We start from the raw sequence: 20,644 nt of genomic DNA on the forward strand, positions 1-20,644 counted from the left end.
GCTCAGTTTGCACTCAAGAGGTTGCAGTTATATCGATGATTTAATACTACTAAGTATCACTCCCAAGCACTTGCTGCGGCACGGAAGCTGCACTTTTTATCCCGAAAAAGACATTATTATTCTAATAACAGCTCTTAGTTGTTAACAAATCACCCTGGGATCTTACCTTAAAAATTGTTTACAACAGCAATGAATATTTTAATAATGATCAAATAAATCAATTAAAAGCCCTATAACTGGCTACATTTTGTTTATTTTTCCAAGCTTTCACCTAGGTATTATCATCGATAAAACTCTTTAACGAAATGTTTATTATTAGTGACAATTGGTGTCGGGTTGTGTATTTTATAGAATGAAAAGCTGTAACATGATTCTCAAGGAAGTAAAAAATGACTTATATTTCTGATACCAGTGCTCAAGACACGCAAATAGAGAAGAAAAGGAATTACAAACTCTATTTGGCTATTGCTGTAGGTATCATCGTATTTTTTGTATTAATTGTGCCGCAATTATCGGTCTGGTTTAGTGGAAAAGGCGCTGTCCGTTTAGAGAATATACGTGTTGCTGAAGTGCAAAAGGGCCAATTTGTTAGAGATATTTCTGTTCAAGGTAGAGTTGTTGCCGCTAAAAGGCCAACTCTTTATAGCCCAGCTCAGGGCACAGTTACGTACCTTGTTACTCCTGGAGATACAGTGGAGGTCGGAGAGCAGTTAGCGACAATAGATAGCCCGGAATTAAAAAGCTTATTGGCACAAGAGAAAGCTGATTTAACGCGCTTAAAAACACAGCTTGAGCGCGAAAAAATTCAGGGGAAAAAACAAAATCTCGAGCAAGAGAATTATATTGGAAAAGCACAAGTGGCGCTCAATGCAGCAAAGCGCGAAATGAGACGAAATGAAGAGGGTCATAAAAGCCAAGTTGTCAGTGATATCGATTTTCAAAAGGCCAAAGATGACCTTGAAAATGCGCAAAGAGAGCACCGATTAGCGATAAAAGAGGTTGCGCTTCTTAAAGAAAGCCAAAAGTTTGAAATTCAAACTCGTGCGTTAGAGCTTGAAGCGCAACAAGTCATAGTGGACGAAATTCACAGGCAAGTGGTAGCACTTTCCATTACTTCACCGGTATCAGGGATCGTTGGTAATTTGACCGTAGAGCAAAAGAACACTGTCACAAAAAATCAACCGCTATTAAGTGTGGTCGATTTGTCTCAATATGAAGTTGAAGTCAACATACCAGAAAACTATGCGGACGATTTAGCATTGGGCATGAGTGCGGACTTAATGCTCAATGGCAACACATATAAAGGCGAATTAACGGCTATTTCTCCAGAAATAGTAAATGGTCAGGTTGAAGGTAAAATTAGATTTAAAAGTATAAATATTAAAGGCTTAAGGCAAAATCAACGATTGACAAGCCGCGTGGTTCTAGAGGAAAAAAGTGATGTTTACTTTTTACCTCGAGGTCAATTTGCGGAAACTGGTGGAGGTCGTTATGTGTACGTGGTTCAAGACGACACAGCAATCAAAAAGAAAATTAAGTTGGGTTCGAGAAGCCTTGGTCAAGTGGAAGTGGTATCTGGTTTGGCAATGGGTGAAAAAGTGGTGATTTCTGATCTTAGCGTGTTTAAAGAAGCAGGCAGCGTAAGAATCGTTCAATAAAGGAGTGAGTATGTTAAGAATGCGCAAACTTGAGAAAGCTTACCGCACAGATACAGTCGAAACGCAGGCATTATATCCGTTTGACTTAGAAGTGCTACAAGGTGAATTTGTTGCTGTTGTGGGTCCGTCAGGCTCAGGTAAGACAACCTTTCTTAACATAACTGGGTTACTCGAAGCCGCCTCAGAAGGGGAGTATTGGCTAGATGGTGCAGATGTCTGCTCTTTAAATGATAAGCAAAAGTCTCGGTTGAGAAACGAAAAGATTGGCTTTGTTTTTCAGAGCTTTAATCTCATTCCCGAGCTCAATATATACGATAACGTTGAAATGCCTTTACGCTATCGTAAGCTTTCTACCGCTGAACGAAAAGCGCGTGTTGAGCATGCTCTGGAGCAAGTCGGTATGGGTAGTCGATACACTCATTTTCCATCTCAACTTTCTGGTGGGCAACAACAACGGGTAGCTATCGCTCGGGCACTTGCTGGTTCACCAGCATTTTTGTTAGCCGATGAACCAACTGGTAATTTGGACTCAAAAATGGCCGATGGTGTGATGTCGTTGCTCAAAGAAATTAATGAAGCGGGGACGACTATTATTATGGTAACTCACGACTTAGTGCAAGCTACACAGGCCAGCCGTGTAATAGAAGTTAAAGATGGTGTGATCAATGAAGTAAGTAGACGAACCCCAGCGATAGCTTAGGGGGAGCCTATGATTATTTATTACATCAAGCTGGCTTGTTTAAGTTTATGGCAAACACGCTCTCTGAGCCTCTTGGCCATTTTGGTTATTGCGGTAGGGGTTTCGGCGACTATGACGACCTACACGATAAACTATATGATGACTAAGGATCCTCTGCCGTCTAAAAGCGATCGTGTTTTTCTTGTAAGGTTGAATAATTGGAGCCCAGAAGCTGCATACCGAAACCGGGTGAAAGAGCAGCCACCAACATATATTTCTGTTCAAGACACCGTCAATTTAATGAGGCAAGATAAAGCGCTAGGGCATGTTCCTATTGCTGGTTTTAAAGACATGTTAAAGCTTCCCGAGCAAGGAGCTATTGACGCTAATATGACTTTCGTGCGCGCAACCTCAAAAGATTTTTTTAGTACCTTTGAAGTGCCGTTCTTGTATGGCTCTGGATGGCCCCAGGACAGCGATCAGAATGGAGAACAGGTTGCTGTCATTTCAAAAAAAATGAACCAGACTTTGTTCGCTGGTGAAAACTCGGTGGGTCGCTCTGTTATGCTCGGTGAGCACCAATTCAAAGTGGTTGGTGTGCTGGATGACTGGTTTGCACTTCCTCGCTTTTATGGTGACTCTATGCGCGCATTTAAGCCTCCTCGAGATATTTTTGTACCGTTTCAGACACAAATAAATTTAGAGTTGTGGACGTCAAACCTTCAATCTTACGAATGCTGGAAAGAGCCTGAAAATACCACTGTTGCTGCGCTTTGGGCATCAGAGTGCATTTGGGTGTTCTTTTGGGTTGAGCTCAGTAGTAAAGAAAAAAAGCCTGAATACCTAGCCTTCTTGGATGCGTATGTACAAGAGCAGCAAGCGCTAGGTCGCTTTCAACGGCCTATTGTAAACGAGTTACAATCTGGTTCAGAGTATATGCAAGAGCGTAGAGCGTACTCTAGCGATAGTAAAATTGCAGTATGGCTAGCTGGCTGCTTCTTAGTTTTGTGCCTGCTCAACGCGATGAGCATTATTATGACTAAGTTCCAAGGGAAAGCTGCTGAAGTAGCTTTGCGCAGGGCTGTAGGTGCAAGTAGTTTTGATTTAGTCCAACAATATGCGTTCGAGACCAGCATTATTGGGCTTTTGGGGGGCGTATTTGGGCTAGTTATGACTCATGTGTGTCTGTATGTATCTAGTCAACTTTACACTCATTTGAGCAAAGACATTATGAGTATGAGTGTTGAGTTTATGTTAGTGACTGTTATTTTGTCAGTTGTATCAAGTTTGCTATTTGGTCTATTCCCAATAATGCGGGCGATAGGTGTGCAACCAGCCAAACAACTCAAAAGTTTGTAGAGGCAAATATGAAAGATTTACTGCCAATATTAAAGTCCTTAAAGAGCAACTACGCGGCTGCATTACTTTTTATTCTACAAGTGGCAATTACGTTTACGATTTTAGTTAACGCAATCTTTTTAGCGTTTGAAAAGCGCGAGGTTATTGCCAGAGCGTCAGGGTTAGATGAGCAAAATGTTTTCTATGTCGCGACCAATTTGCCAGTGGAAGATGCGGAAAAAGAAGCAAAGCTTGAACAAGATTTATTAAAATTAAATGCCATAAATGGCGTTGAAAGTGCTTCGGTATCTACGGGGATCCCTTTGACCGGTTGGGGACGCTTAGTGGAGGTCGCCATAAATCCCGATACAAAATATGACACCTTTTCTGGCTATTATGGTGGTGATGCACGACTCATCGATAGCTTTGGAGTGTCGCTAATTGCTGGCCGAAACTTTTTAAAAGAAGAAGAACTGACAACAAGGGTCGATGGCTATAAAGTGGCCTCAGAAGCTATCGTAACCAAAGCTTTAGCTGAGTCGCTATTTGACCAAAACTGGACGGACATTGTTGGTAAGACTTTATATATCAACAATAAGCCACAGCGTGTCGTGGGGGTAGTACAAACTTTACAGTCTGCTTGGCCCTCATGGGTTGTTGTTGAGCATGGTGTGATTTCTGCTGTCAAAGAAACGGATGGCATTGTAAATTTTGTTATTCGTGCCAAGCCTGGTAGACAAGCTAGTGTGACGAATCAAACACTCTCCTACCTTATGGAAACGTATGGACGTAAAATTGACCAAGTAGAAACTTTTATTGACGTTAAAGCTCGTGCATACAGCGCCGAAAATGCGGCAAGCAAAACGTTATTTGGCGTAATCTTTGGATTATTGTTGGTCACCACTTTGGGGATCTATGGTCAATCTCGCTATGGCATTGTAAAACGTTTTAAACTAATCGGACTCAGGCGTGCGATGGGGGCGAGCAAAGGTGAAATAGTTCGTTACTTTATGCTGGAAAACATGATCCTAACCTGTTTCGGTATTATGTTTGGCGTTATTGCAGCAATTGTATTGAGTGTTACGTTCAGCAATGTATTTGAACTGGGCATAGTGCCGATGAGTTACATGGTGTATGGTAGCTTGTGTACTTTGTTTCTAGGTCAAGCAGCTGTTCTATATCCGGCTTTTCGAGCTGCTCAACTTCCGCCGGCGGTGGCTACTAGAATTGTATGACATCAGCCTAGTCGTAAATGCTCTATGTGGTCTTACACAGTATTTAAATCTACACTGGTCAATGCAGAGGCGACATTGATATAATACGTGCTGTCAGCTGGCATTATGTGGCTCTTTGGTGGTAAGCCGCAGCAATGTGCACCATTCGGGCGAGTCAATCTAACATTCTTTTCTGAAATGGTAAATTGGCTGTAACATCATGCGCTGTGGCCAAGCCATAAAACGGTTTGGTATAAAGCTCGTCCGTATGAGGTAGTAGGAATAAGATGTTGAGACTTTCAAACAATGTTGAGCTGTCTTCTTGGGAGATAGAATTAACCGCGATTAGAGCCCAAGGCGCAGGCGGCCAAAATGTGAATAAGGTGTCCTCTGCAATTCACTTACGTTTTGATATTGATAGATCTACCTTGCCCTTGTTTTACAAAGAGCGATTGCTTGCACTGTCAGATAGCCGAATTAGTAAAGACGGTGTCATTATTATTAAAGCACAAAACTTTAGAACGCAAGAACAAAACAGAGAGGATGCGCTAGCGAGGCTAAAGCAGTTGATTTTAGGCGCCGTTAAAGTGGAAAAAAAACGCAAGCAAACAAAACCAACTAAAGGGTCACAAAAAAGGCGCTTAGATGGTAAAAACAAACGCGCACAGACCAAAGTCCTACGACGTTCAGTTAAGTTTTAATCTTGTAACTGTGCAATAGTGACGTTGAACGTCGCGCCACCTAGGTTAGAGTCGCTGATCCAGCAGTGACCTTCATGCCAACCGAGGATTTTGCTTACAATAGCGAGACCAAGTCCAAAGCCCCCTGTTTCTTTACTTCTGCTTTTATCTAATCGTATAAAAGGGCTGAACACGTTCTCGCGTTTGTCATGAGGTATACCTGGACCGTCATCACTTATCTGAAGGTGTATGTTTCCTTCTTTGGTCGCATCAAGACGAATATGTATCTCATGCGCTCCGTATTTATCTGCATTTTGCAGTAAATTTTGCAGTATACGAGAAAGATAGTGACTATTGCCAAGTACATACAGGTTATTCTGAATATTGCATTGAATCTTTTTATTGGTGCTACTTTGGGCCTTTTCTATAGACTCGTTGAGCAGTTGACTAAAGTCTATCGTACTTTTTTGCATTTCTCTTTCAGAAAACTCAAGTCTTGCATAACTGAGCATTTCATCGATTAGTTGCTCCATTTCCAACACATCTTTATTCATTGCTTTTACTTGCTCAGGGTCTTTTGCTGCGAGCATGGCTAGGGCAAATTTTAATCGAGCCAGCGGTGTTCTGAGTTCATGAGATACCGCATTTACGAGGTGTTTTTGGTTTTGCATAAGGCTGGCAGTTTGCAATGCCAGCTTTTGGATCTGTTGTGTTAATGTCGAGATTGCAGAGAAACGCGAAGGTTTTGTTTCAATATCAAGCTGTCCTGTCGCTAGTTTAGTCGTGATCAACTTGAGCTGAGTAAGGTCCCGCCATAAAGGCCTTAGCCACAATACTAATAATAGCGCCAAGATAGAAAACGAAACAAGTCGAAATCCATACTGCGCGAAAAAAGAGGCGTGGCTGGGGGCATATGGCCCAAGTTGCACAAGATGCTGACCATCATCCAGTAACATGCTGAGCTGATAGTGATCGTTGGCATCAAAGGAAACCACAATCTCGCCTCGGTATAAAGTCTCTAGTTGTTCTGGGAACCAAGCAATATCATGAATATTGATTACATTGAATTGATCACTTTGTTCATAGCTTTCAATACCCACATCATCAAGTACCGCTTTTAAATTCAATGCGACTTGCTTGGCATAATTAAGCTCATTAGGTGTTTGGTTACCCCAGTTTTTCCAAATATACTCACTGCTTTGGTTAATAAATACAATGCTGACGAACACAAAAAGATAAAGGCTAGCGAGTAGTCTTAGCATGTAGCATTTAATCCCATGCAGATTTAGAGCAAAGGTAACCTTTACCCCATACTGTAACTAATCGGAATGGCTGATCTGTATTGTCTCCGAGCTTCTTACGCAGGCGAGATATACGCACATCCACACTACGGTCCAGACCATCATATTCTCTGCCGACAACACATTTGTATATATGTTCTCTACTCAGGGTTTGTCCTGCATTATTTGCAAGCTCCCACAGTAAATCGAACTCATAACTCGTCAGCTCGACTTCATCCCCGGCTAAGTATGCTTTTCTAGCCGCCTTATCAACTTCTAATTGGCCCAATTTTATTGTGTCAGTACTCGTGGTTGGTCCGCCACCTCTGCGCAGTAGGGCATTTAATCTAGCTAATAAAACATAAGGTTCAACAGGCTTGATCACATAATCATCGGCGCCAATCTCTAAACCCCTTACATGATCAAAATCGCTGTCTTTGGCTGTTAAGAATAGTACCGGTCCCGAGTAAGAGTTGCGGATTTCGCGGCAAATAGAAAAGCCATCCATATTGGGCAGCATGATGTCGAGAATCACGATATCCGGTTGCAATGACACGATTTTTTCAACAGCCTCTGCGCCATCATGTACCAGCGTAACTGCAAAGTTATTACTTTCAAGAAACTGTCCAGTGAGTTGCGCAAGTCTTTCGTCATCTTCAACAAGTATTACTTTGGCCATTAGAAAAAACTCCAGTCAGATTTTAGTTTGCGTCTATATTTTCTGCTTAAAGCAGCGTTAACCTTCACTTTTTGAGAGGTTAGCGTTTCCATACGCGCATTTTTGAGTGAAAAGGTCATATCTTGCTCCAAAGAGATGTTTAGCTTTGCTTTCGCTTGTTGAGTGTCTTGCCAACACTTTAGTTGTTGCGTGTCTTGATAAAGGCAGACATCTTGAGCCGTTGTTGTTTGCCACTGAATGGCAATTGTCATTTCACAGATTTGCCCTATCGACTTAACCATACATATCATGGGCTTAACTTTTAGCTCTGCTTTGCTATTTGGTGCGGCATATACATTACTCGTTTTTGTTGCCACCAAACAGACTGAAACCATAAGCGCATATGGCCACTTAAAATTCATACAAGCCTCCAATAAAGATGTTGGAGGTGTACTTTTTATCGATTAATGGGCTGTTGGTTATCCCCGAGTCCAACCAAGTTTGTTTTGCACTAAACTTGATTTGCCAGTTCTCATTGACGCGATAGTTAAACGCGATACTAATAAAGGGGTTAACTGCAGCTTTACCATTATATAGGTGGCGCTCAGATTCTGTGTCTATTGTGCTAATACCGTAATAATAGTCTACTAGCTTCTGACTTTTATACTCGGCACCTATTTTTAACTTCAGTCTGGCAACTCTTGGCATCCCCAGTGGCAAGCTATAGCTATAATCTATTCGGCCATTGTGGCCCTTATAGGTACCGGTGGCATCATATAACCAAAGTATTGAGAGTTTTCCATATTCCTCAAAATACCAGTGTGCCATTATACCCCCATCTAATGCCCAATCACGTTTCGAAATATCATCAATAGTAATCACGTCTGGAGATTGTTTATCATTGTCCCCTCCCGTGGCGTCATCTGGCTGTTCTGAGTCGGTGCCTGTATCAGGGTGAGGGTTTGTGACGGGGGTTGAAGGCGTGTTTGACTCATTCGTAAAACTATTGCTGACCAAAATATTGGATGGATGGAAGCGCTCGAAATATGCGCGCTCGGTATTGAGTTGCGCGACGAGGCTCACATCATATTTGGGCTGCTCTAAAAATGTGTAGCCTAGGCTTGTATTGTCGACAAAAAATTTGTCTCCATAATAACTAATGTACGGCAACACAACGAGTGGAACGTTGTCTCCCCCTCTGACTGGATTCGTAATAACACCCGCCCCGAGGGCTACGGCGAAATCCCATTGTCCAACTTCAATACATTGCTCATTATTTTCCTCACAACTTGCCATGCTGTATGGGCTCACTAATAGCAAATAGATGGGCAGCAAAAAGAAGAAATATTTCAATCAATCGACTCCTGTAAAAGATAGGCTTAAATTTACCAGTAATTTTATCAATTGCCAGAAGTAGTTACATAAAATAACAAATAGATCGAGCTAAATAACAGAAGATTGACCTTGATGTATTAAAGTTGAATTACTTTCAGTCAAGGAGAAAAACTATGTTGTACTTTAGAAATTCCCACCTAATAGCGAGGAGCAGTTTTTTTATTGTGGCACTGCCAGCGCTTGTAGCCTGTGGAGGAAGTAACAATAGTGAAGACAAGCCAGGAGAGGGTAATTCCAACGTGCCAAAATCGGTTCCTGAGTTGAATTGGTTGGCGGAGTCGTCATCTTCGTTACGCCAAGCATCATCTAGTGAGTTTCATCAATTGGTCAAGAATGGCATGTACTTGAGCCAGTGGCAATCTGGAGCGGATGATACTGATAATGTTGCAAATGCGGCCCCAGAAGCAGACAGTGGATCCTCCAATTTCTCGACAACCAATGTGCAAGAGTCGGGTGTTGATGAAGGTGACCGCATTGAATATGATGGTGCCTATTTGTACATTGCAGGTCACTCTGAACAAGATGTGATTATACAAGATGATTTTCAACAGTTTGTGCGTGTAATGAAGCGCACTGAACAAGGAATAGAAGAGGTTGCAAAAATAGAAGCATCCGATAGCTTATATAGCCATCAGGAGCTGTATTTGGACGGTAATAGACTCGCCTTGGTATTTAAATATCCGGTTTATACAATGGATAGCTCGCCTGTAAATACAGACAATGCAGCTGCAAATTCAGACGCTTCAACAGCGCCTATAGGGAGTGTATACCCTAGTACCTTTGAATTGAGCGTAGCTGATGTAACGTCTCCAGAGCAAGCATCTATTATTAAACAGTACCGAATTGAGGGCGATATCGTTGATAGTCGAGTCATTAATGGAGACCTTTATGTCGTAAGCAACTACAGTGCGTACTTTGAGTTTACGCAAACAGAAGCATTAGCCGCTTATCAAGCGTTATATCAAGCTGACATTTCTCAGCTAATGCCAAAAATTACGGATCTGAGCACTGGCTCTACATCTTCGCTTTTTGAACCTAGTAATTGCTACATTCCCGCAGGCACGACATCATTAGACAGTGCCAACCGTATTACGACTATTACAAAAATTTCGTTAAGTGATCCCACACAACTCCAATCAACCTGTATTAATACACCGAGTGAGGGTGTTTATGCCGCTAAAAATAGCATCTATTTGTACAACAGCTTTTGGCCTAATGATGTAGCGAGTGTCGAAGATATAACACAAACTGCGCTGCACAAGTTTGATATTTCAACAGATAGTATTTCTTACAAAGCGTCTGGGGCTGTGTCTGGTTCGCTAGGTTTTGGTGGCGTCAGCAACGCCGCATTTAGGCTTAGTGAGCATGAAGATAGGCTAAGGTTGTTGACGACTCGCTTCAGTGCTACGGAAGGGCTTGTTCATCAGTTGTTTATTCTTGAGCAACAAGGGGATGAATTAAGTGTACTGGCTAAATTACCCAATGAAGATCAGCCGACGCCAATTGGAAAAGTAGAGACAAACGGTCAAGTTGAAGAAAATGTGTATGCGGTACGCTACATTGGAGACAAGGCATATATTGTTACTTTTAGAAGAGTTGACCCTCTCTATGTGATTGACTTAGCTAATCCAACAAATCCGACTATCGCTGGTGCATTAGAGATCCCAGGTTACTCAGCATATCTTCACCCAGTATCCGAGTCTTTATTAATTGGTATTGGGCAAAATGTCGATGAGTGGTTTTGGGCCGCTCCTGAAACCGACAATGCTTCTCAAGTAGGCGCCAAAGTAAGCTTGTTTGATGTGTCTGATATGAGCGCTCCCAAGCTATTAAATGAGCATATTTTTACTAATGGGTACTCGCCTGTTGAGTTTGATCATCATGCTTTGGGTTTTCTTAAGGCAAGTGATGAGAAGTTCAGAATGACCCTGCCAGTTGAGACTTGGCGCACAGAGCAAGAAGTGGGGGGAGATATGATTTGGAGTAACAAAAATGAGCTTGCGGCGTTTGAAGTAACTATGGGAGATACGCCTAATTTGACTTATTTAGGCAGCAGCGTTGCAACTTATGAAACTCCATCACAAAGCGTTCCTTATGTACGAGCTTCGGACGACAGAGGCGTTATTCATGACAACACAATTTATTATGTGCATGGTAACTTCGTTTGGTCTAGTTTATGGCAAAACCCAGCCCAAAACGCGGGCCCGTTTTAACTCGTACATGTCAAACCTTTGAGTTAACTCTCTAAGGGACCAAGCGTCACCTTTTTACGCAAGGTGACGCTTTTTTGTTTTGGGTTTAGTCATGCTCTAAAACGAGTATTAAATCGTCGTACCACTTGCCATTGATTTGGTAATTACTTTCAATGGTTTTTTTGTGAATAAATCCAAGCTTTTCAAGTAATTTAGCCGAAGCGACATTGCCAGCCGTCACAGTCGCATGGAGTGCTTCATATTTTAAATTTTTGAATGCAAAATTAATTACCGCTTGGGTAGCCTCTAGCGCAAACCCTTTTCCTTGAAAATCGGGATGCAGCATAAAGCCAATTTCAGCTTGACACTCATTTTGAGTTACCGGTTTAATACCATGTAACCCAACTAATTCGTTAGTATCAGCCATTTCTATTACGAAACTAAGCCAGCCTTCTTGTCCTTTTTTTCTAGTCGTGACGCGTGATTCGAATAGAGAAAATAATGTTTGCTCATCTTCGATATCTGCAACGTATTGCATGATTTGTTGGTTTTGATTCAAGTTTTTAAAAAATAACCAATCATTACTGTTTAGCAGTCTAAGCTTTAAGCGTGGTGTTGAAATCGCCATAAAGTATCCATTTTGATTCGTGTGACTTTGGGAGCGCTAACTTTCGTCAGTTAGAATAGCTCTGATCTGCTTTATTTGTGCTATTGCGGCTTGGTTATCCCCATGTACACATAGCGTCTGTGCGGGGAGTTGCAAGGTTTTGCCACCAGCGGTTATCACGGCGCAGTGGCGTGCAAGATGTTGTACTTGTTCAATTAACTTTTCTTCATTATGGACAGCGCCCGCCTCGCTTCTGGGTGTAAGCAAGCCTTCGTCAGTGTATAACCTGTCGGCAAAAGCTTCCATAATCAGAGTCACGCCAAATTGCTTTGCAAGAGACTTATGATGCTCGGCCTGAGCTGTGGCTAAAATCATTAATTTTAAGTTCGAGGGGTATAAGCTAATAGCTTCAATAAGGGTTAGTAAAACGTGCTCATCTCGCATCATATCGTTGTACAACGCGCCGTGCGGTTTTACGTAAGACAGCGTGACGCCTGCAACCTTAGCCATTCCTTCTACTGCTGCAATTTGATAGTGCACACAATGTATAAGCTCTTGACGAGACATGTTCAAAGAGCGACGGCCAAAACCTTGTAGGTCTGGGTAGCTCGGATGTGCGCCTATGGTCACATTATGTAATTTGGCCAGCTCTAATGTGTTAGCGAGTACGCTTGGATCTCCGCCGTGAAACCCACAGGCGATGTTCGCCATATCGATATGCGGCATTACTTCGCTGTCTAGGCCCATTTCCCATACGCCAAAACTCTCCCCTAAGTCACAATTTAAAAGCATATACCCAACTTATTTTACTGTATTAATAGGTCCATATCTGGCCGGTCGGTGACCAACATATGTTGTGGACTGTTTATAATACACAATTCTGGTGCTGCGCGGGTAATTGCGAGATGAGCGGTCAAGCTGGTGGTCCAAAACACCGGTTGCTTGTCCTCTTCGAAGAATATTGGCTCGCCGAAGTTTGGCTTGCTCAAGTTTCTAATACCAATTTGACTTGGATCGCCAAAATGAACGGGGATACCATGGGGAACTCTGCTAATACTGCCTGCCTGAATGGCTTTGATGATTTCTTGTGTATCCATAGGTCTTAAGCACACGACTTTATCGCCTGCAAAGGGGCCTACCGGTAAGCTGGGTATATTACTAATATACATTGGCAGTGTATGAGCTGGGCTAGTCGTCGAATGTGTAAAACCAAAACTATGCAAAACGTAATCAAAGGCAATGTAACTGGCAAGTGCAAAAGTCACAAAATCTTCTCGCCATAATTGATGAATATTATTTACTTCATCAATAAGCTGCCCGTCTCGCAAAATACGATACTTTGGTATATCACTACGGATATCGATATTACCACCAAGGGCATCTAAATGGTGGTCTCCCGGTGTAACGCTGGTTGCTAACAGTGGGCAGCAGTCATGATTTTGTAAGCAGTACTTTTGAAAGTCAAAGGCATAGACTTTGGGTAAAATGACAATATTACACTGGGTGAATCCGGGCACAAACCCATTGGTAGGGCCCGAGTAGTCACCTGCTCTTATCATTTCTCGAATCGCATTAGGTGCCGTTAAGGACGCCTTTGGATCCATAATTCCCCCACGTAAGATACATGTCATTATTAGCGCGGGCAGAGTAAAAGCGAATTACTTTTTCAAACTTTCCATATCAATACTTACGGGCAAGCGTCCAAGTGCTTCAGCGTTTCCTAAAATCACATTAGCGAGTGCCGTGTAAGCAGGTCCGCGCACATCATTTTTTTCAGTTACATCCACATTATAGGCATAGCTTGCTAAAACTGCCTGATTGTATTGTGCATATTTTGAAATTTCATAGGGTGCTCGCAAACTAATAAATATGCTCGCTTTTTTATGCGAGTGCGCATATTGCATCAGTTTTAATAAAGCTTTGGGTTGCGCATGTTTTGAGAGCTCATAGCTTTTCAATTCTGCGACATCATCCATGCCACCAATTTCAGCAGCGCTCTGTTGAGGTGATGCGTGCGCGCTGATCACAACATCAGCATCTGCAATAAATCGCTGTGCCCGTTCAGGCTTATAGGCTTGTAGGCTTGTGATGGTAACTTTGATTGACGCAGATGTTGCCTGTTGCAGGGCTTGCTTCATCGCCGTGGCTTTTTGCCTGTCAGGCATAATAAGGTGAATGTGTTGGCCTGCTTTAGGTTTAATTGGCAGCAAGCCGTCATTCTTCACATTGGTAATTGCAGCCAATGCAAGCTCTGCTTCTAACTGACGATGCTGAGGATTGCCTAAGGTCGCTTTTGCGATAGCGGTAGTTGGGCTGGACTGAAATTTCGCAATGCGTGCTTTTAAGCGCATAATTCGGTGATATGAAGAGGCCACTTCCTGTTGTTGCAGCTTACCCTCAGAGACGGCAGTTAAAATTGCGTCAAAAAATAGCTCAAACTTTTCAATGTCTGAAGGTGTGCGCACAGGTATTGGCATCAGCGCAATATCGACGCCCGCTTTAAATGTTTCTACGACCGCATCAATAGGTGTGAAGAAATCACTGATCCCTGCCATATCTAGCGCATCGGTGATTGTAACACCTTGATAGTCCATTTCTTCGCGAAGTAATTTGTGCATGATTGCTCTAGACATTGTGGCCGGGCGAATCATTCGTTCGCCTTTGCTGTTAATTATTGTATTGCTATCCAAAGCTGGATACTGAATATGTGCCGTCATGACCATACCCGGTTGCTGAGCCTGAATAATGTGTGCAAACGGCAGCAAGTCACGCTGCTTTATTTGCGAAAGAGAGTGCCCTACTTTTGGCAACCCGGTATGGCTGTCAACTTGTGTATCACCATGGCCTGGGAAGTGTTTCAAAGCTGAAATCACCCCCCTATTTTCAAAAGCTTTAACTTGGGCAGCCCCTAATTTGGCTACGCGATTAGGGTCCTCTCCAAATGACCTGACGTTGATCACTGGGTTTAATGGATTGGCGTTCACATCAACAGTAGGTGCAAAGTTCACATTAATTCCTAAGCTAGACAACTCTTTAGCTATGACCGTGGCAACCTCCGTTGCATATTTATCACCGTGTTGAGGGTAGGTGGCTCCAATACTCATGTTACCGGTGAACGAAGTTGCTTCAGCCCTATTGATACGTGCAACGCGGCCACCTTCTTGGTCGATTGATATAAATATCGGAGTTTGGCTACTTTTCTGTAATTCCTTGGTGAGATTAACAATTTGTTCGGTACCTTGCACATTTTCAGCAAACAATATCACCCCACCAATTTGGTATTTCTGCAACAGCTTTTGAAGTGACGGAGGTAACTGTGTCATTGGTTGACGGCAGTTACTGGCATCGCCTGTTTCGCAAAAGTAACGGAAATCCAGCATAAGCTTTTGGCCAATCATTTCACGCAAACTTGGCTGTGCATCAATTGCACTTGAAAGGGGGCTGATTGTCATAATCGAGATGAAACCTAATCGTTTGAAAAATTTAAAAATACGCACGAACTTTTGTGTTTAGAGTTTTTGTTTACTTTATCATGCTATTCAACAAGATGAAGGGGAAAGCGTTAATTAGCACAAGGTTTATGAATAGCACCTGTATCAGCTATTTTGCACAGCGCTTGCAAAATGTAACTGACTTGTTCGATCTAAAAGGATATACACCATCTATTTAATAGATACTGCATTATCCAAAACTAATTATAAGTAAGGGTAATTATCGCGGATACACTTTTTTGTAAATGCCATCTTAAGTTTATTTTTAAACTGATAAACGGCTTAGCGCACTGCGCTTCCAACATCTAACTTAGCAAACCAATCCAAAAACTCATGCACTTGGTCACCTTTATAGAGCTTACCGTGATTGGGTGCCAAAATATCGATGTCTAGCTCTTTTACTCTAGCTATCCAGTTTTCTTTTGCTTTGTTTGAAGGCATCCAACGTCTGTGGAATTGCTCAATATGTTTAATGTGCTGGGCGAAATCTTCAACAAACTGAGTGCTTGATTCTGATTTTATCGCTGAGCCTACATTTGCTGACATAAGTATCTTAGCCGCAGGGTCATATAAGTGAAAGTTGCCTGCAGAATGCAAATAATGGGCTGGTAATAGGCGGAGCCTTACGCCACTTAGCTGGATTTCGCCACCGTCGTCATTGATGCCTTCATAGTTGAGGTTATCCAAGTCAAAATGGTCTATAAACCTGTCCCACAATGCAGGCGCATATAAAGTTGCATTGGGCACTGCTTTATCCCATAGGCCCAAAGTAGAAATAATGTCAGGATCTTGGTGGGATGCGAAAACCGCTGTGAGTTTGTCGAGCTCCGTTTGCTGCAAAATGGCGGCAAGCATAGGAGAGAAGAGCTCAATGCCACCGGGATCCATGATCATTGATTCATATTGGGAATGGATGAAATACTGATTGACTGAGCCAAGTGTATTGAGCATTTCGTCATTGCGCTCAAGTATTAACCAACTGTGAGTTTTAGCTTTGTGCAGTTCTGTTAGTTTCACCTTAATAGCCCTCGCAATGTATGAATTTCACTTAAGTTATAAACTACAGCTGTTTTAATGGTTTTAGCAGCACTGGCGATAAAATCAGAAACTGATTGCAGGCTGTCGCTAAACTCGCCTGCATTTGTCGCTTCAACACGGCTAGTTACTGCAATATATTCAGCGCTTTGCATTTGTTTTTGAATGTCTTCGAAATGATTCTCAAGCTCGCTTAAAGCCTGAGATAAATGATTTGCCGCAAGGCGCTGTGACTTAACGGCCTTTGCATACATATTCTCTGCTTGATTGGTACATACTTGTTTTCTTAATCTGCAAATCTGTTCGTAATACTGGCTGCACCTAACAAGCTCTAACGCGACTTTAAAAAGTTGGTTAGACAGGTTAGAAATCTTGGTAGTAGAAGAAATGGTCTGTTCAGAAAATTCGTCAATAAAATTGGTGATGGGCTTGAACCCAAGCGCCGCGTCCCCCGCTCTTAAAGCGACAACACGCGCGTTTTTCGCTGTTAACGAAAGGTTCTTTGCTTGGCTCAAAATAGCTTCTAAATTGGCAATGATCTGTGCAACTCGCACAAAGTTCTCTACCACTTTTGAGTCATCGCTTAAGCTCATCATAGTTGGTTTCCAAAGATTACACCCTTATTAGATGTAGGACAAAAAACCATTTAATTCCAGAAATATAAACAATCTCTTTGTTTCGCCTCAACTGTCCAATTTATGTGACTGTGTCTAATATTAAATTTGGTAAAAAATTAATTTATAAACCTTGTTTACTATGGACAACTAAATGAATCAAGTGACCCAAAAGCTTTTGTTTAGCTTTTTCTTCCTTTTGGTTGGTTTATCTTTTGGGATTCAGATTAGCCAGCTTATTGAAAACCTGTTATTTGCAGAAGCCGGAATCTATGGCAATGAAGCATTGATTGAACTGTTCAACTATTTCTCATTGGGAATAGTCGGATTCGTAATGGCGATAGTCACTGGCGGTGGCGTGATCTTCTTGGCACGAAAAAAACAACAAGAAATTGGTTTTGGGGAACATGGCGAGTTGTATTATGAGGTTTTCAAAGAGTCTTTAGTCGCACAGTTTTTAGTGTGTGAAAATGGTACTTTTTACGCTGTAAGTCAAGGACTGTGTGCGTATGTAAATATGTCCGAGGATGAATTAATCGAAACTGGGATAGTAAAACTTGTAGACGAAAAAAGTTTTAAAATGTTCCAAAAATGGCAAGACGGTGGGGAAGAGTTTGAGCAACTCGATCTGCACCTGGATTCTCAAAGTGGGGAGTTAGCCCATTTTATTGTTAGCTTGAATCACACGCATCTTTCAGGTGTTTTTCTCGGCCAGTTAATCAATATTGCCGAACAAACTCAAATACAAAAACAACACGAACTGCTGGCTATTACACTCAGGTCAGTTGGCGATGGTGTGATATGTGCAGACACCGAGGGTAATATTTCATTTGTCAACCCCGTCGCTGAAGCTGTACTTGCTTTATTAGACCGAGAGGTGGTTGGAAAACCCTTTCATGAAGTGATGTCACTTATTGATGAAGAAAGTAAAGAGCCTATATGCGACCCTATGGGATCTGCTATGGCCCAAATGCAGACTGTCTCGCTCACCCAACTTGCCTGCTTTCGCAATCATTTGGGTCTAGAGTTTGCTATTGAGATTTCTTGCTCTCCAATTTTTCTAGGCTCTGATCAGATAGCAGGCGCGGTGTTGGTTTTTCAAGATGTAACAGAATCTCGATTACTGAGAAAGAAGATGGCACATCTGGCACATCATGACGCATTGTCAGGATTACCCAATCGATTGCTGCTGCAAGATAGATTGATCCAGGCATGCAAGAGGGCTAAGCGTCATAAGCACCAGTTTGCGGTTATTTTTCTGGACCTAAATAAGTTTAAATTAATAAATGATACTTATGGACATGACTCTGGAGATGAGTTGCTTAAGCAAGTCGCAAAGAAGTTAACATCTACCATTCGAGCTTGTGATACGGTTTCTCGCATTGGCGGTGATGAATTTGTGCTACTCATTGATGCTATGGAAGACAGGCGCAATGTAAGGCATGTAATTGATAAGATATTTGCAGCAGCTAGCGGTGAATATGGTATCAAAACGACTTCAGTAAATATCTCATTTAGCGCAGGAATTGCACTGTACCCCAATGATGGAGACAACGCCGACACGCTCATGAAATGCGCAGACAGCGCCATGTATCGTGCGAAAAAAGTAGGCCATTCAAACTATCAATTTTATTGTACCATGTTGGATAAAGAAGCCGAGTATTGCCTAGAGCGTGAAAAGGAGCTCGTCGTTGCCCTTGCTTGCGGTGAGTTTTTTCCTTACTTTCAACCCATCGTTAATGCACAAAGCCATGAGATAGAAAAGCTAGAGGTGTTAGCGCGATGGCGACATGGAGATGATGTCGTTGCGGCGGAGCAGTTTATTGAAACGGCTGAAGAAGCTGGGATTGGCATTCAACTGAGTATGCAAGTTTTTGAACAGGCAATAGTTGCTTTCGCTGACTTGATTACACACAAACCCTCATTACTGTTGTGCTTGAACCTTTCGGTACGACATTTATTAGATGGCTCATTTCCCGAACAAATCATAGACTTAATAGAAAAGTATCGATTAACTCCTAGCCAGTTTGAACTTGAAATTGCGGAGCGCCCATTACTTGAAAATGCTGATGAGCTATCCGATAGATTGGTATTGCTGAGTAAATTTGGGTTTAAACTATCTATAGATGATTTTGGGTTGGGGCAAACAAACCCTGTACTTTTAAAAGAGCTTCACTTTGATTCAATTAAAATAGATCCGAGCTTTGTTAGTGAAATCTATGGTACAGAGCAACAGGATGATTTGGCTTTAGTGATGATAAATATCGCAAAGAGCCTAGGTGTGAATTGTATTGCAGAAGGTGTGGAGAGCGAGTTCCAAGCAATGACTTTGGCGACTCATGGCTGTAACCAGTTACAAGGGCACTTTTTTACGACCCCCCTCTCGTTAGATGAAATTGAACGCATATTACGCAATGGCTAATACGCCTGTTTTCATTTCCTTTGTTTGTTCAAAATTGCTGTGAGGCGAGGCGCAATTCTATTAGCTATCGCGGCGTGTTTTTTGTGTACAACATGATAGGCCGGTGTTTCGAACAATGTATGACGGTTTAGATGCTCTAAAGCTTGTGGGATAGGCCATGAAGAGGACATCACATATATTGCATATTCAAAGCGCTTTTCTTGTAGTAGGTGAGGCAATTTGCCTAATTGGTTAAGTTGATAATACCTATTTCTTCGTGAGGTTGGAAATTTGTTGAGAATTACTCGCATTGATTCATCGGTTGCTAAGATTGTTTTTGGGGAGGTTTGCAGCACTTGCAGGTTGCAAGGTACACCTTCAACACAAAGCAAAACAAACTGCACTTTTGTGAGCGGTGGGCCTACAGCGATTAATTCTTTGTAAGGCGAAAATATCTCCTTGGCGAGAATAACGTCGCCGTCAATATGTTGTGCCTGAATTTCATTGATTAAGCGGTGAGATGGGATAGCTACAAAATCGACGTCAATGCGCTCAGCTTGGTAAGCTTGTGCAACGAGCGGTAGCGCTTGATTTAAAACGCTTGGATGATCAATATATGAAATAGTCAGCTTGGTAGGCGGTGTTATATTAATTGTTGCGTAAGATGCAATGCTAAATGTCAAAATTAATCCGATTATAACAATATTCAACTAAGCTATTCCCAAGTAATTTTCAGTAAATTGATTATACATTTCTACTTTAAAAAACGTGTTTTTTTTGACATTTTTGTGCATAAAAATCAATAAAGATTGAGTTGCGTCAATCCCGTTGCACACCGCATTTTCAGTGGTGTTATAGAACTGTATTTAATTGTTCACATTGCTTATGAGAATATGTCATTAAGCATTCATAAATATGTTTAAAAATTAGTTGACTTAGAGGGGTATCCCTATAAGATGAACATAGACAGAATTTCGGTCAGTGTTTATAAATCTCCATTACGATGTTGTATAAGTGTTAGCTTGTAGTAGTACCGTCCTGAAGTTTTATCACCGGCAAAATTTAGGTCTATGCGCCCACAAGGGCATAGGTTTGCCAGTTTTGTAAAAATAGATTCTCTTTAAGCAGTTTAGAGTTTGCTTTTAAGGATTGGCATTTATATTTTTTATCAGGATTTATTATTATGTCTAATACTTTAACAGGTACAGTAAAGTGGTTTAACGAGTCAAAAGGCTTCGGTTTTATCGCTCAGGAAAATGGCCCAGATGTATTTGCACACTTCAGTGCAATCAAAGGCGACGGTTTCCGTACATTAGCTGAAGGCGAGCGTGTAGAGTTTAAACTTACTACAGGTCAAAAAGGTCCTCAGGCTGAAGAAATCGTTAAGCTGTAACTGTCACAG

19 protein-coding genes are annotated in these 20,644 nt (G+C 41.9%); 8 read left to right on the forward strand and 11 right to left on the reverse strand.

Features of this window, described 5'->3' with window-relative positions; genetic code table 11:
• Nucleotides 1-389: 389 nt before the first annotated feature.
• The 5 genes from N482_RS20315 to arfB all read left to right on the forward strand — a co-directional run bounded on the left by N482_RS20315 (nucleotide 390) and on the right by arfB (nucleotide 5,590).
• Nucleotides 390-1,658, forward strand: a complete 1,269-nt coding sequence (locus N482_RS20315) for an efflux RND transporter periplasmic adaptor subunit (protein WP_063378798.1) — start codon at nucleotides 390-392, stop codon at nucleotides 1,656-1,658.
• A gap of 10 nt (nucleotides 1,659-1,668) precedes the next feature.
• Nucleotides 1,669-2,358, forward strand: coding sequence for an ABC transporter ATP-binding protein (locus tag N482_RS20320; protein WP_063378799.1), 690 nt, complete (start codon nucleotides 1,669-1,671; stop codon nucleotides 2,356-2,358).
• A gap of 9 nt (nucleotides 2,359-2,367) precedes the next feature.
• Nucleotides 2,368-3,696: an ABC transporter permease gene (locus N482_RS20325; RefSeq protein ID WP_063378800.1), complete on the forward strand. Its 1,329-nt coding sequence runs from the start codon at nucleotides 2,368-2,370 to the stop codon at nucleotides 3,694-3,696.
• Between the two features lie 8 nt (nucleotides 3,697-3,704).
• Nucleotides 3,705-4,910 (forward strand): ABC transporter permease, encoded by a 1,206-nt coding sequence (locus N482_RS20330; RefSeq protein ID WP_063378801.1) that lies wholly within the window; start codon nucleotides 3,705-3,707, stop codon nucleotides 4,908-4,910.
• Nucleotides 4,911-5,176: 266 nt separating this feature from the next.
• The gene (gene arfB, locus N482_RS20335; protein WP_063378802.1) at nucleotides 5,177-5,590 is read left to right on the forward strand and encodes an alternative ribosome rescue aminoacyl-tRNA hydrolase ArfB; all 414 of its coding nucleotides are present in this window, start codon (nucleotides 5,177-5,179) and stop codon (nucleotides 5,588-5,590) included.
• Here the strand turns inward: arfB and N482_RS20340 are convergent.
• From N482_RS20340 to N482_RS20355, 4 genes are read right to left on the reverse strand one after another with little or no spacing between them, the layout of a single operon-like run.
• Nucleotides 5,587-6,831, reverse strand: coding sequence for an ATP-binding protein (locus N482_RS20340; RefSeq protein ID WP_063378803.1), 1,245 nt, complete (start codon nucleotides 6,829-6,831; stop codon nucleotides 5,587-5,589). The two genes, arfB and N482_RS20340, sit on opposite strands and share 4 nt — an antisense overlap.
• A 7-nt stretch (nucleotides 6,832-6,838) precedes the next feature.
• Nucleotides 6,839-7,528: a response regulator gene (locus tag N482_RS20345; RefSeq protein ID WP_063378804.1), complete on the reverse strand. Its 690-nt coding sequence runs from the start codon at nucleotides 7,526-7,528 to the stop codon at nucleotides 6,839-6,841.
• Nucleotides 7,528-7,929: a DUF3019 domain-containing protein gene (locus tag N482_RS20350; protein ID WP_063378805.1), complete on the reverse strand. Its 402-nt coding sequence runs from the start codon at nucleotides 7,927-7,929 to the stop codon at nucleotides 7,528-7,530. Before N482_RS20350 ends, N482_RS20345 begins: the two co-directional genes overlap by 1 nt.
• The gene (locus N482_RS20355; protein ID WP_155730668.1) at nucleotides 7,919-8,803 is read right to left on the reverse strand and encodes a MipA/OmpV family protein; all 885 of its coding nucleotides are present in this window, start codon (nucleotides 8,801-8,803) and stop codon (nucleotides 7,919-7,921) included. The genes N482_RS20350 and N482_RS20355 overlap by 11 nt, the downstream gene beginning before the upstream one ends.
• A 212-nt stretch (nucleotides 8,804-9,015) precedes the next feature.
• Here N482_RS20355 and N482_RS20360 point away from each other — a divergent pair, with 212 nt between their 5' ends.
• Nucleotides 9,016-11,115, forward strand: a complete 2,100-nt coding sequence (locus N482_RS20360; RefSeq protein WP_063378806.1) for a beta-propeller domain-containing protein — start codon at nucleotides 9,016-9,018, stop codon at nucleotides 11,113-11,115.
• Between the two features lie 85 nt (nucleotides 11,116-11,200).
• On the opposite strand, the gene N482_RS20365 is transcribed toward N482_RS20360, so the two are convergent.
• The 6 genes from N482_RS20365 to N482_RS20390 form a co-directional block, all read right to left on the reverse strand.
• A complete protein-coding gene (locus tag N482_RS20365) occupies nucleotides 11,201-11,722 on the reverse strand; it encodes a GNAT family N-acetyltransferase (RefSeq protein ID WP_063378807.1) in 522 nt (173 codons plus the stop codon).
• A gap of 36 nt (nucleotides 11,723-11,758) precedes the next feature.
• Nucleotides 11,759-12,493, reverse strand: a complete 735-nt coding sequence (locus tag N482_RS20370) for a 5-oxoprolinase subunit PxpA (protein WP_063378808.1) — start codon at nucleotides 12,491-12,493, stop codon at nucleotides 11,759-11,761.
• Nucleotides 12,494-12,507: 14 nt separating this feature from the next.
• Nucleotides 12,508-13,305, reverse strand: coding sequence for a D-glutamate cyclase family protein (locus N482_RS20375; RefSeq protein ID WP_063378809.1), 798 nt, complete (start codon nucleotides 13,303-13,305; stop codon nucleotides 12,508-12,510).
• Between the two features lie 54 nt (nucleotides 13,306-13,359).
• A complete protein-coding gene (locus N482_RS20380; protein WP_155730669.1) occupies nucleotides 13,360-15,153 on the reverse strand; it encodes a glycoside hydrolase family 3 protein in 1,794 nt (597 codons plus the stop codon).
• 321 nt (nucleotides 15,154-15,474) lie between these two features.
• Nucleotides 15,475-16,209: an MBL fold metallo-hydrolase gene (locus N482_RS20385; protein WP_063378810.1), complete on the reverse strand. Its 735-nt coding sequence runs from the start codon at nucleotides 16,207-16,209 to the stop codon at nucleotides 15,475-15,477.
• Nucleotides 16,206-16,823, reverse strand: a complete 618-nt coding sequence (locus tag N482_RS20390; protein WP_063378811.1) for a hypothetical protein — start codon at nucleotides 16,821-16,823, stop codon at nucleotides 16,206-16,208. Before N482_RS20390 ends, N482_RS20385 begins: the two co-directional genes overlap by 4 nt.
• A gap of 172 nt (nucleotides 16,824-16,995) precedes the next feature.
• Here N482_RS20390 and N482_RS20395 point away from each other — a divergent pair, with 172 nt between their 5' ends.
• Nucleotides 16,996-19,263: a putative bifunctional diguanylate cyclase/phosphodiesterase gene (locus N482_RS20395; protein WP_063378812.1), complete on the forward strand. Its 2,268-nt coding sequence runs from the start codon at nucleotides 16,996-16,998 to the stop codon at nucleotides 19,261-19,263.
• Nucleotides 19,264-19,274: 11 nt separating this feature from the next.
• Here N482_RS20395 and N482_RS20400 read toward each other — a convergent pair whose 3' ends face one another.
• Nucleotides 19,275-19,925, reverse strand: coding sequence for a hypothetical protein (locus tag N482_RS20400; protein ID WP_231100905.1), 651 nt, complete (start codon nucleotides 19,923-19,925; stop codon nucleotides 19,275-19,277).
• Between the two features lie 500 nt (nucleotides 19,926-20,425).
• Here N482_RS20400 and N482_RS20405 point away from each other — a divergent pair, with 500 nt between their 5' ends.
• Nucleotides 20,426-20,635, forward strand: a complete 210-nt coding sequence (locus N482_RS20405; RefSeq protein ID WP_023398377.1) for a cold-shock protein — start codon at nucleotides 20,426-20,428, stop codon at nucleotides 20,633-20,635.
• Nucleotides 20,636-20,644: the final 9 nt, after the last annotated feature.

Origin of the sequence: Pseudoalteromonas luteoviolacea NCIMB 1942 (genome assembly GCF_001625595.1) — a bacterium.
GTDB lineage: Bacteria > Pseudomonadota > Gammaproteobacteria > Enterobacterales > Alteromonadaceae > Pseudoalteromonas > Pseudoalteromonas luteoviolacea_A.

Bases quoted from the DNA above. Each gene is read 5' to 3' on its own strand.
- N482_RS20395 (WP_063378812.1), top strand. From the start codon at position 16,996: ATGAATCAAGTGACCCAAAAGCTTTTGTTTAGCTTTTTCTTCCTTTTG.
- arfB (WP_063378802.1), top strand. From the start codon at position 5,177: ATGTTGAGACTTTCAAACAATGTTGAGCTGTCTTCTTGGGAGATAGAA.
- N482_RS20380 (WP_155730669.1), bottom strand. From the start codon at position 15,153: ATGACAATCAGCCCCCTTTCAAGTGCAATTGATGCACAGCCAAGTTTG.
- N482_RS20370 (WP_063378808.1), bottom strand. From the start codon at position 12,493: ATGCTTTTAAATTGTGACTTAGGGGAGAGTTTTGGCGTATGGGAAATG.
- N482_RS20315 (WP_063378798.1), top strand. From the start codon at position 390: ATGACTTATATTTCTGATACCAGTGCTCAAGACACGCAAATAGAGAAG.
- N482_RS20390 (WP_063378811.1), bottom strand. From the start codon at position 16,823: ATGATGAGCTTAAGCGATGACTCAAAAGTGGTAGAGAACTTTGTGCGA.
- N482_RS20345 (WP_063378804.1), bottom strand. From the start codon at position 7,528: ATGGCCAAAGTAATACTTGTTGAAGATGACGAAAGACTTGCGCAACTC.
- N482_RS20405 (WP_023398377.1), top strand. From the start codon at position 20,426: ATGTCTAATACTTTAACAGGTACAGTAAAGTGGTTTAACGAGTCAAAA.
- N482_RS20355 (WP_155730668.1), bottom strand. From the start codon at position 8,803: ATGGCAAGTTGTGAGGAAAATAATGAGCAATGTATTGAAGTTGGACAA.
- N482_RS20330 (WP_063378801.1), top strand. From the start codon at position 3,705: ATGAAAGATTTACTGCCAATATTAAAGTCCTTAAAGAGCAACTACGCG.
- N482_RS20325 (WP_063378800.1), top strand. From the start codon at position 2,368: ATGATTATTTATTACATCAAGCTGGCTTGTTTAAGTTTATGGCAAACA.
- N482_RS20365 (WP_063378807.1), bottom strand. From the start codon at position 11,722: ATGGCGATTTCAACACCACGCTTAAAGCTTAGACTGCTAAACAGTAAT.
- N482_RS20320 (WP_063378799.1), top strand. From the start codon at position 1,669: ATGTTAAGAATGCGCAAACTTGAGAAAGCTTACCGCACAGATACAGTC.
- N482_RS20375 (WP_063378809.1), bottom strand. From the start codon at position 13,305: ATGGATCCAAAGGCGTCCTTAACGGCACCTAATGCGATTCGAGAAATG.
- N482_RS20360 (WP_063378806.1), top strand. From the start codon at position 9,016: ATGTTGTACTTTAGAAATTCCCACCTAATAGCGAGGAGCAGTTTTTTT.
- N482_RS20350 (WP_063378805.1), bottom strand. From the start codon at position 7,929: ATGAATTTTAAGTGGCCATATGCGCTTATGGTTTCAGTCTGTTTGGTG.
- N482_RS20340 (WP_063378803.1), bottom strand. From the start codon at position 6,831: ATGCTAAGACTACTCGCTAGCCTTTATCTTTTTGTGTTCGTCAGCATT.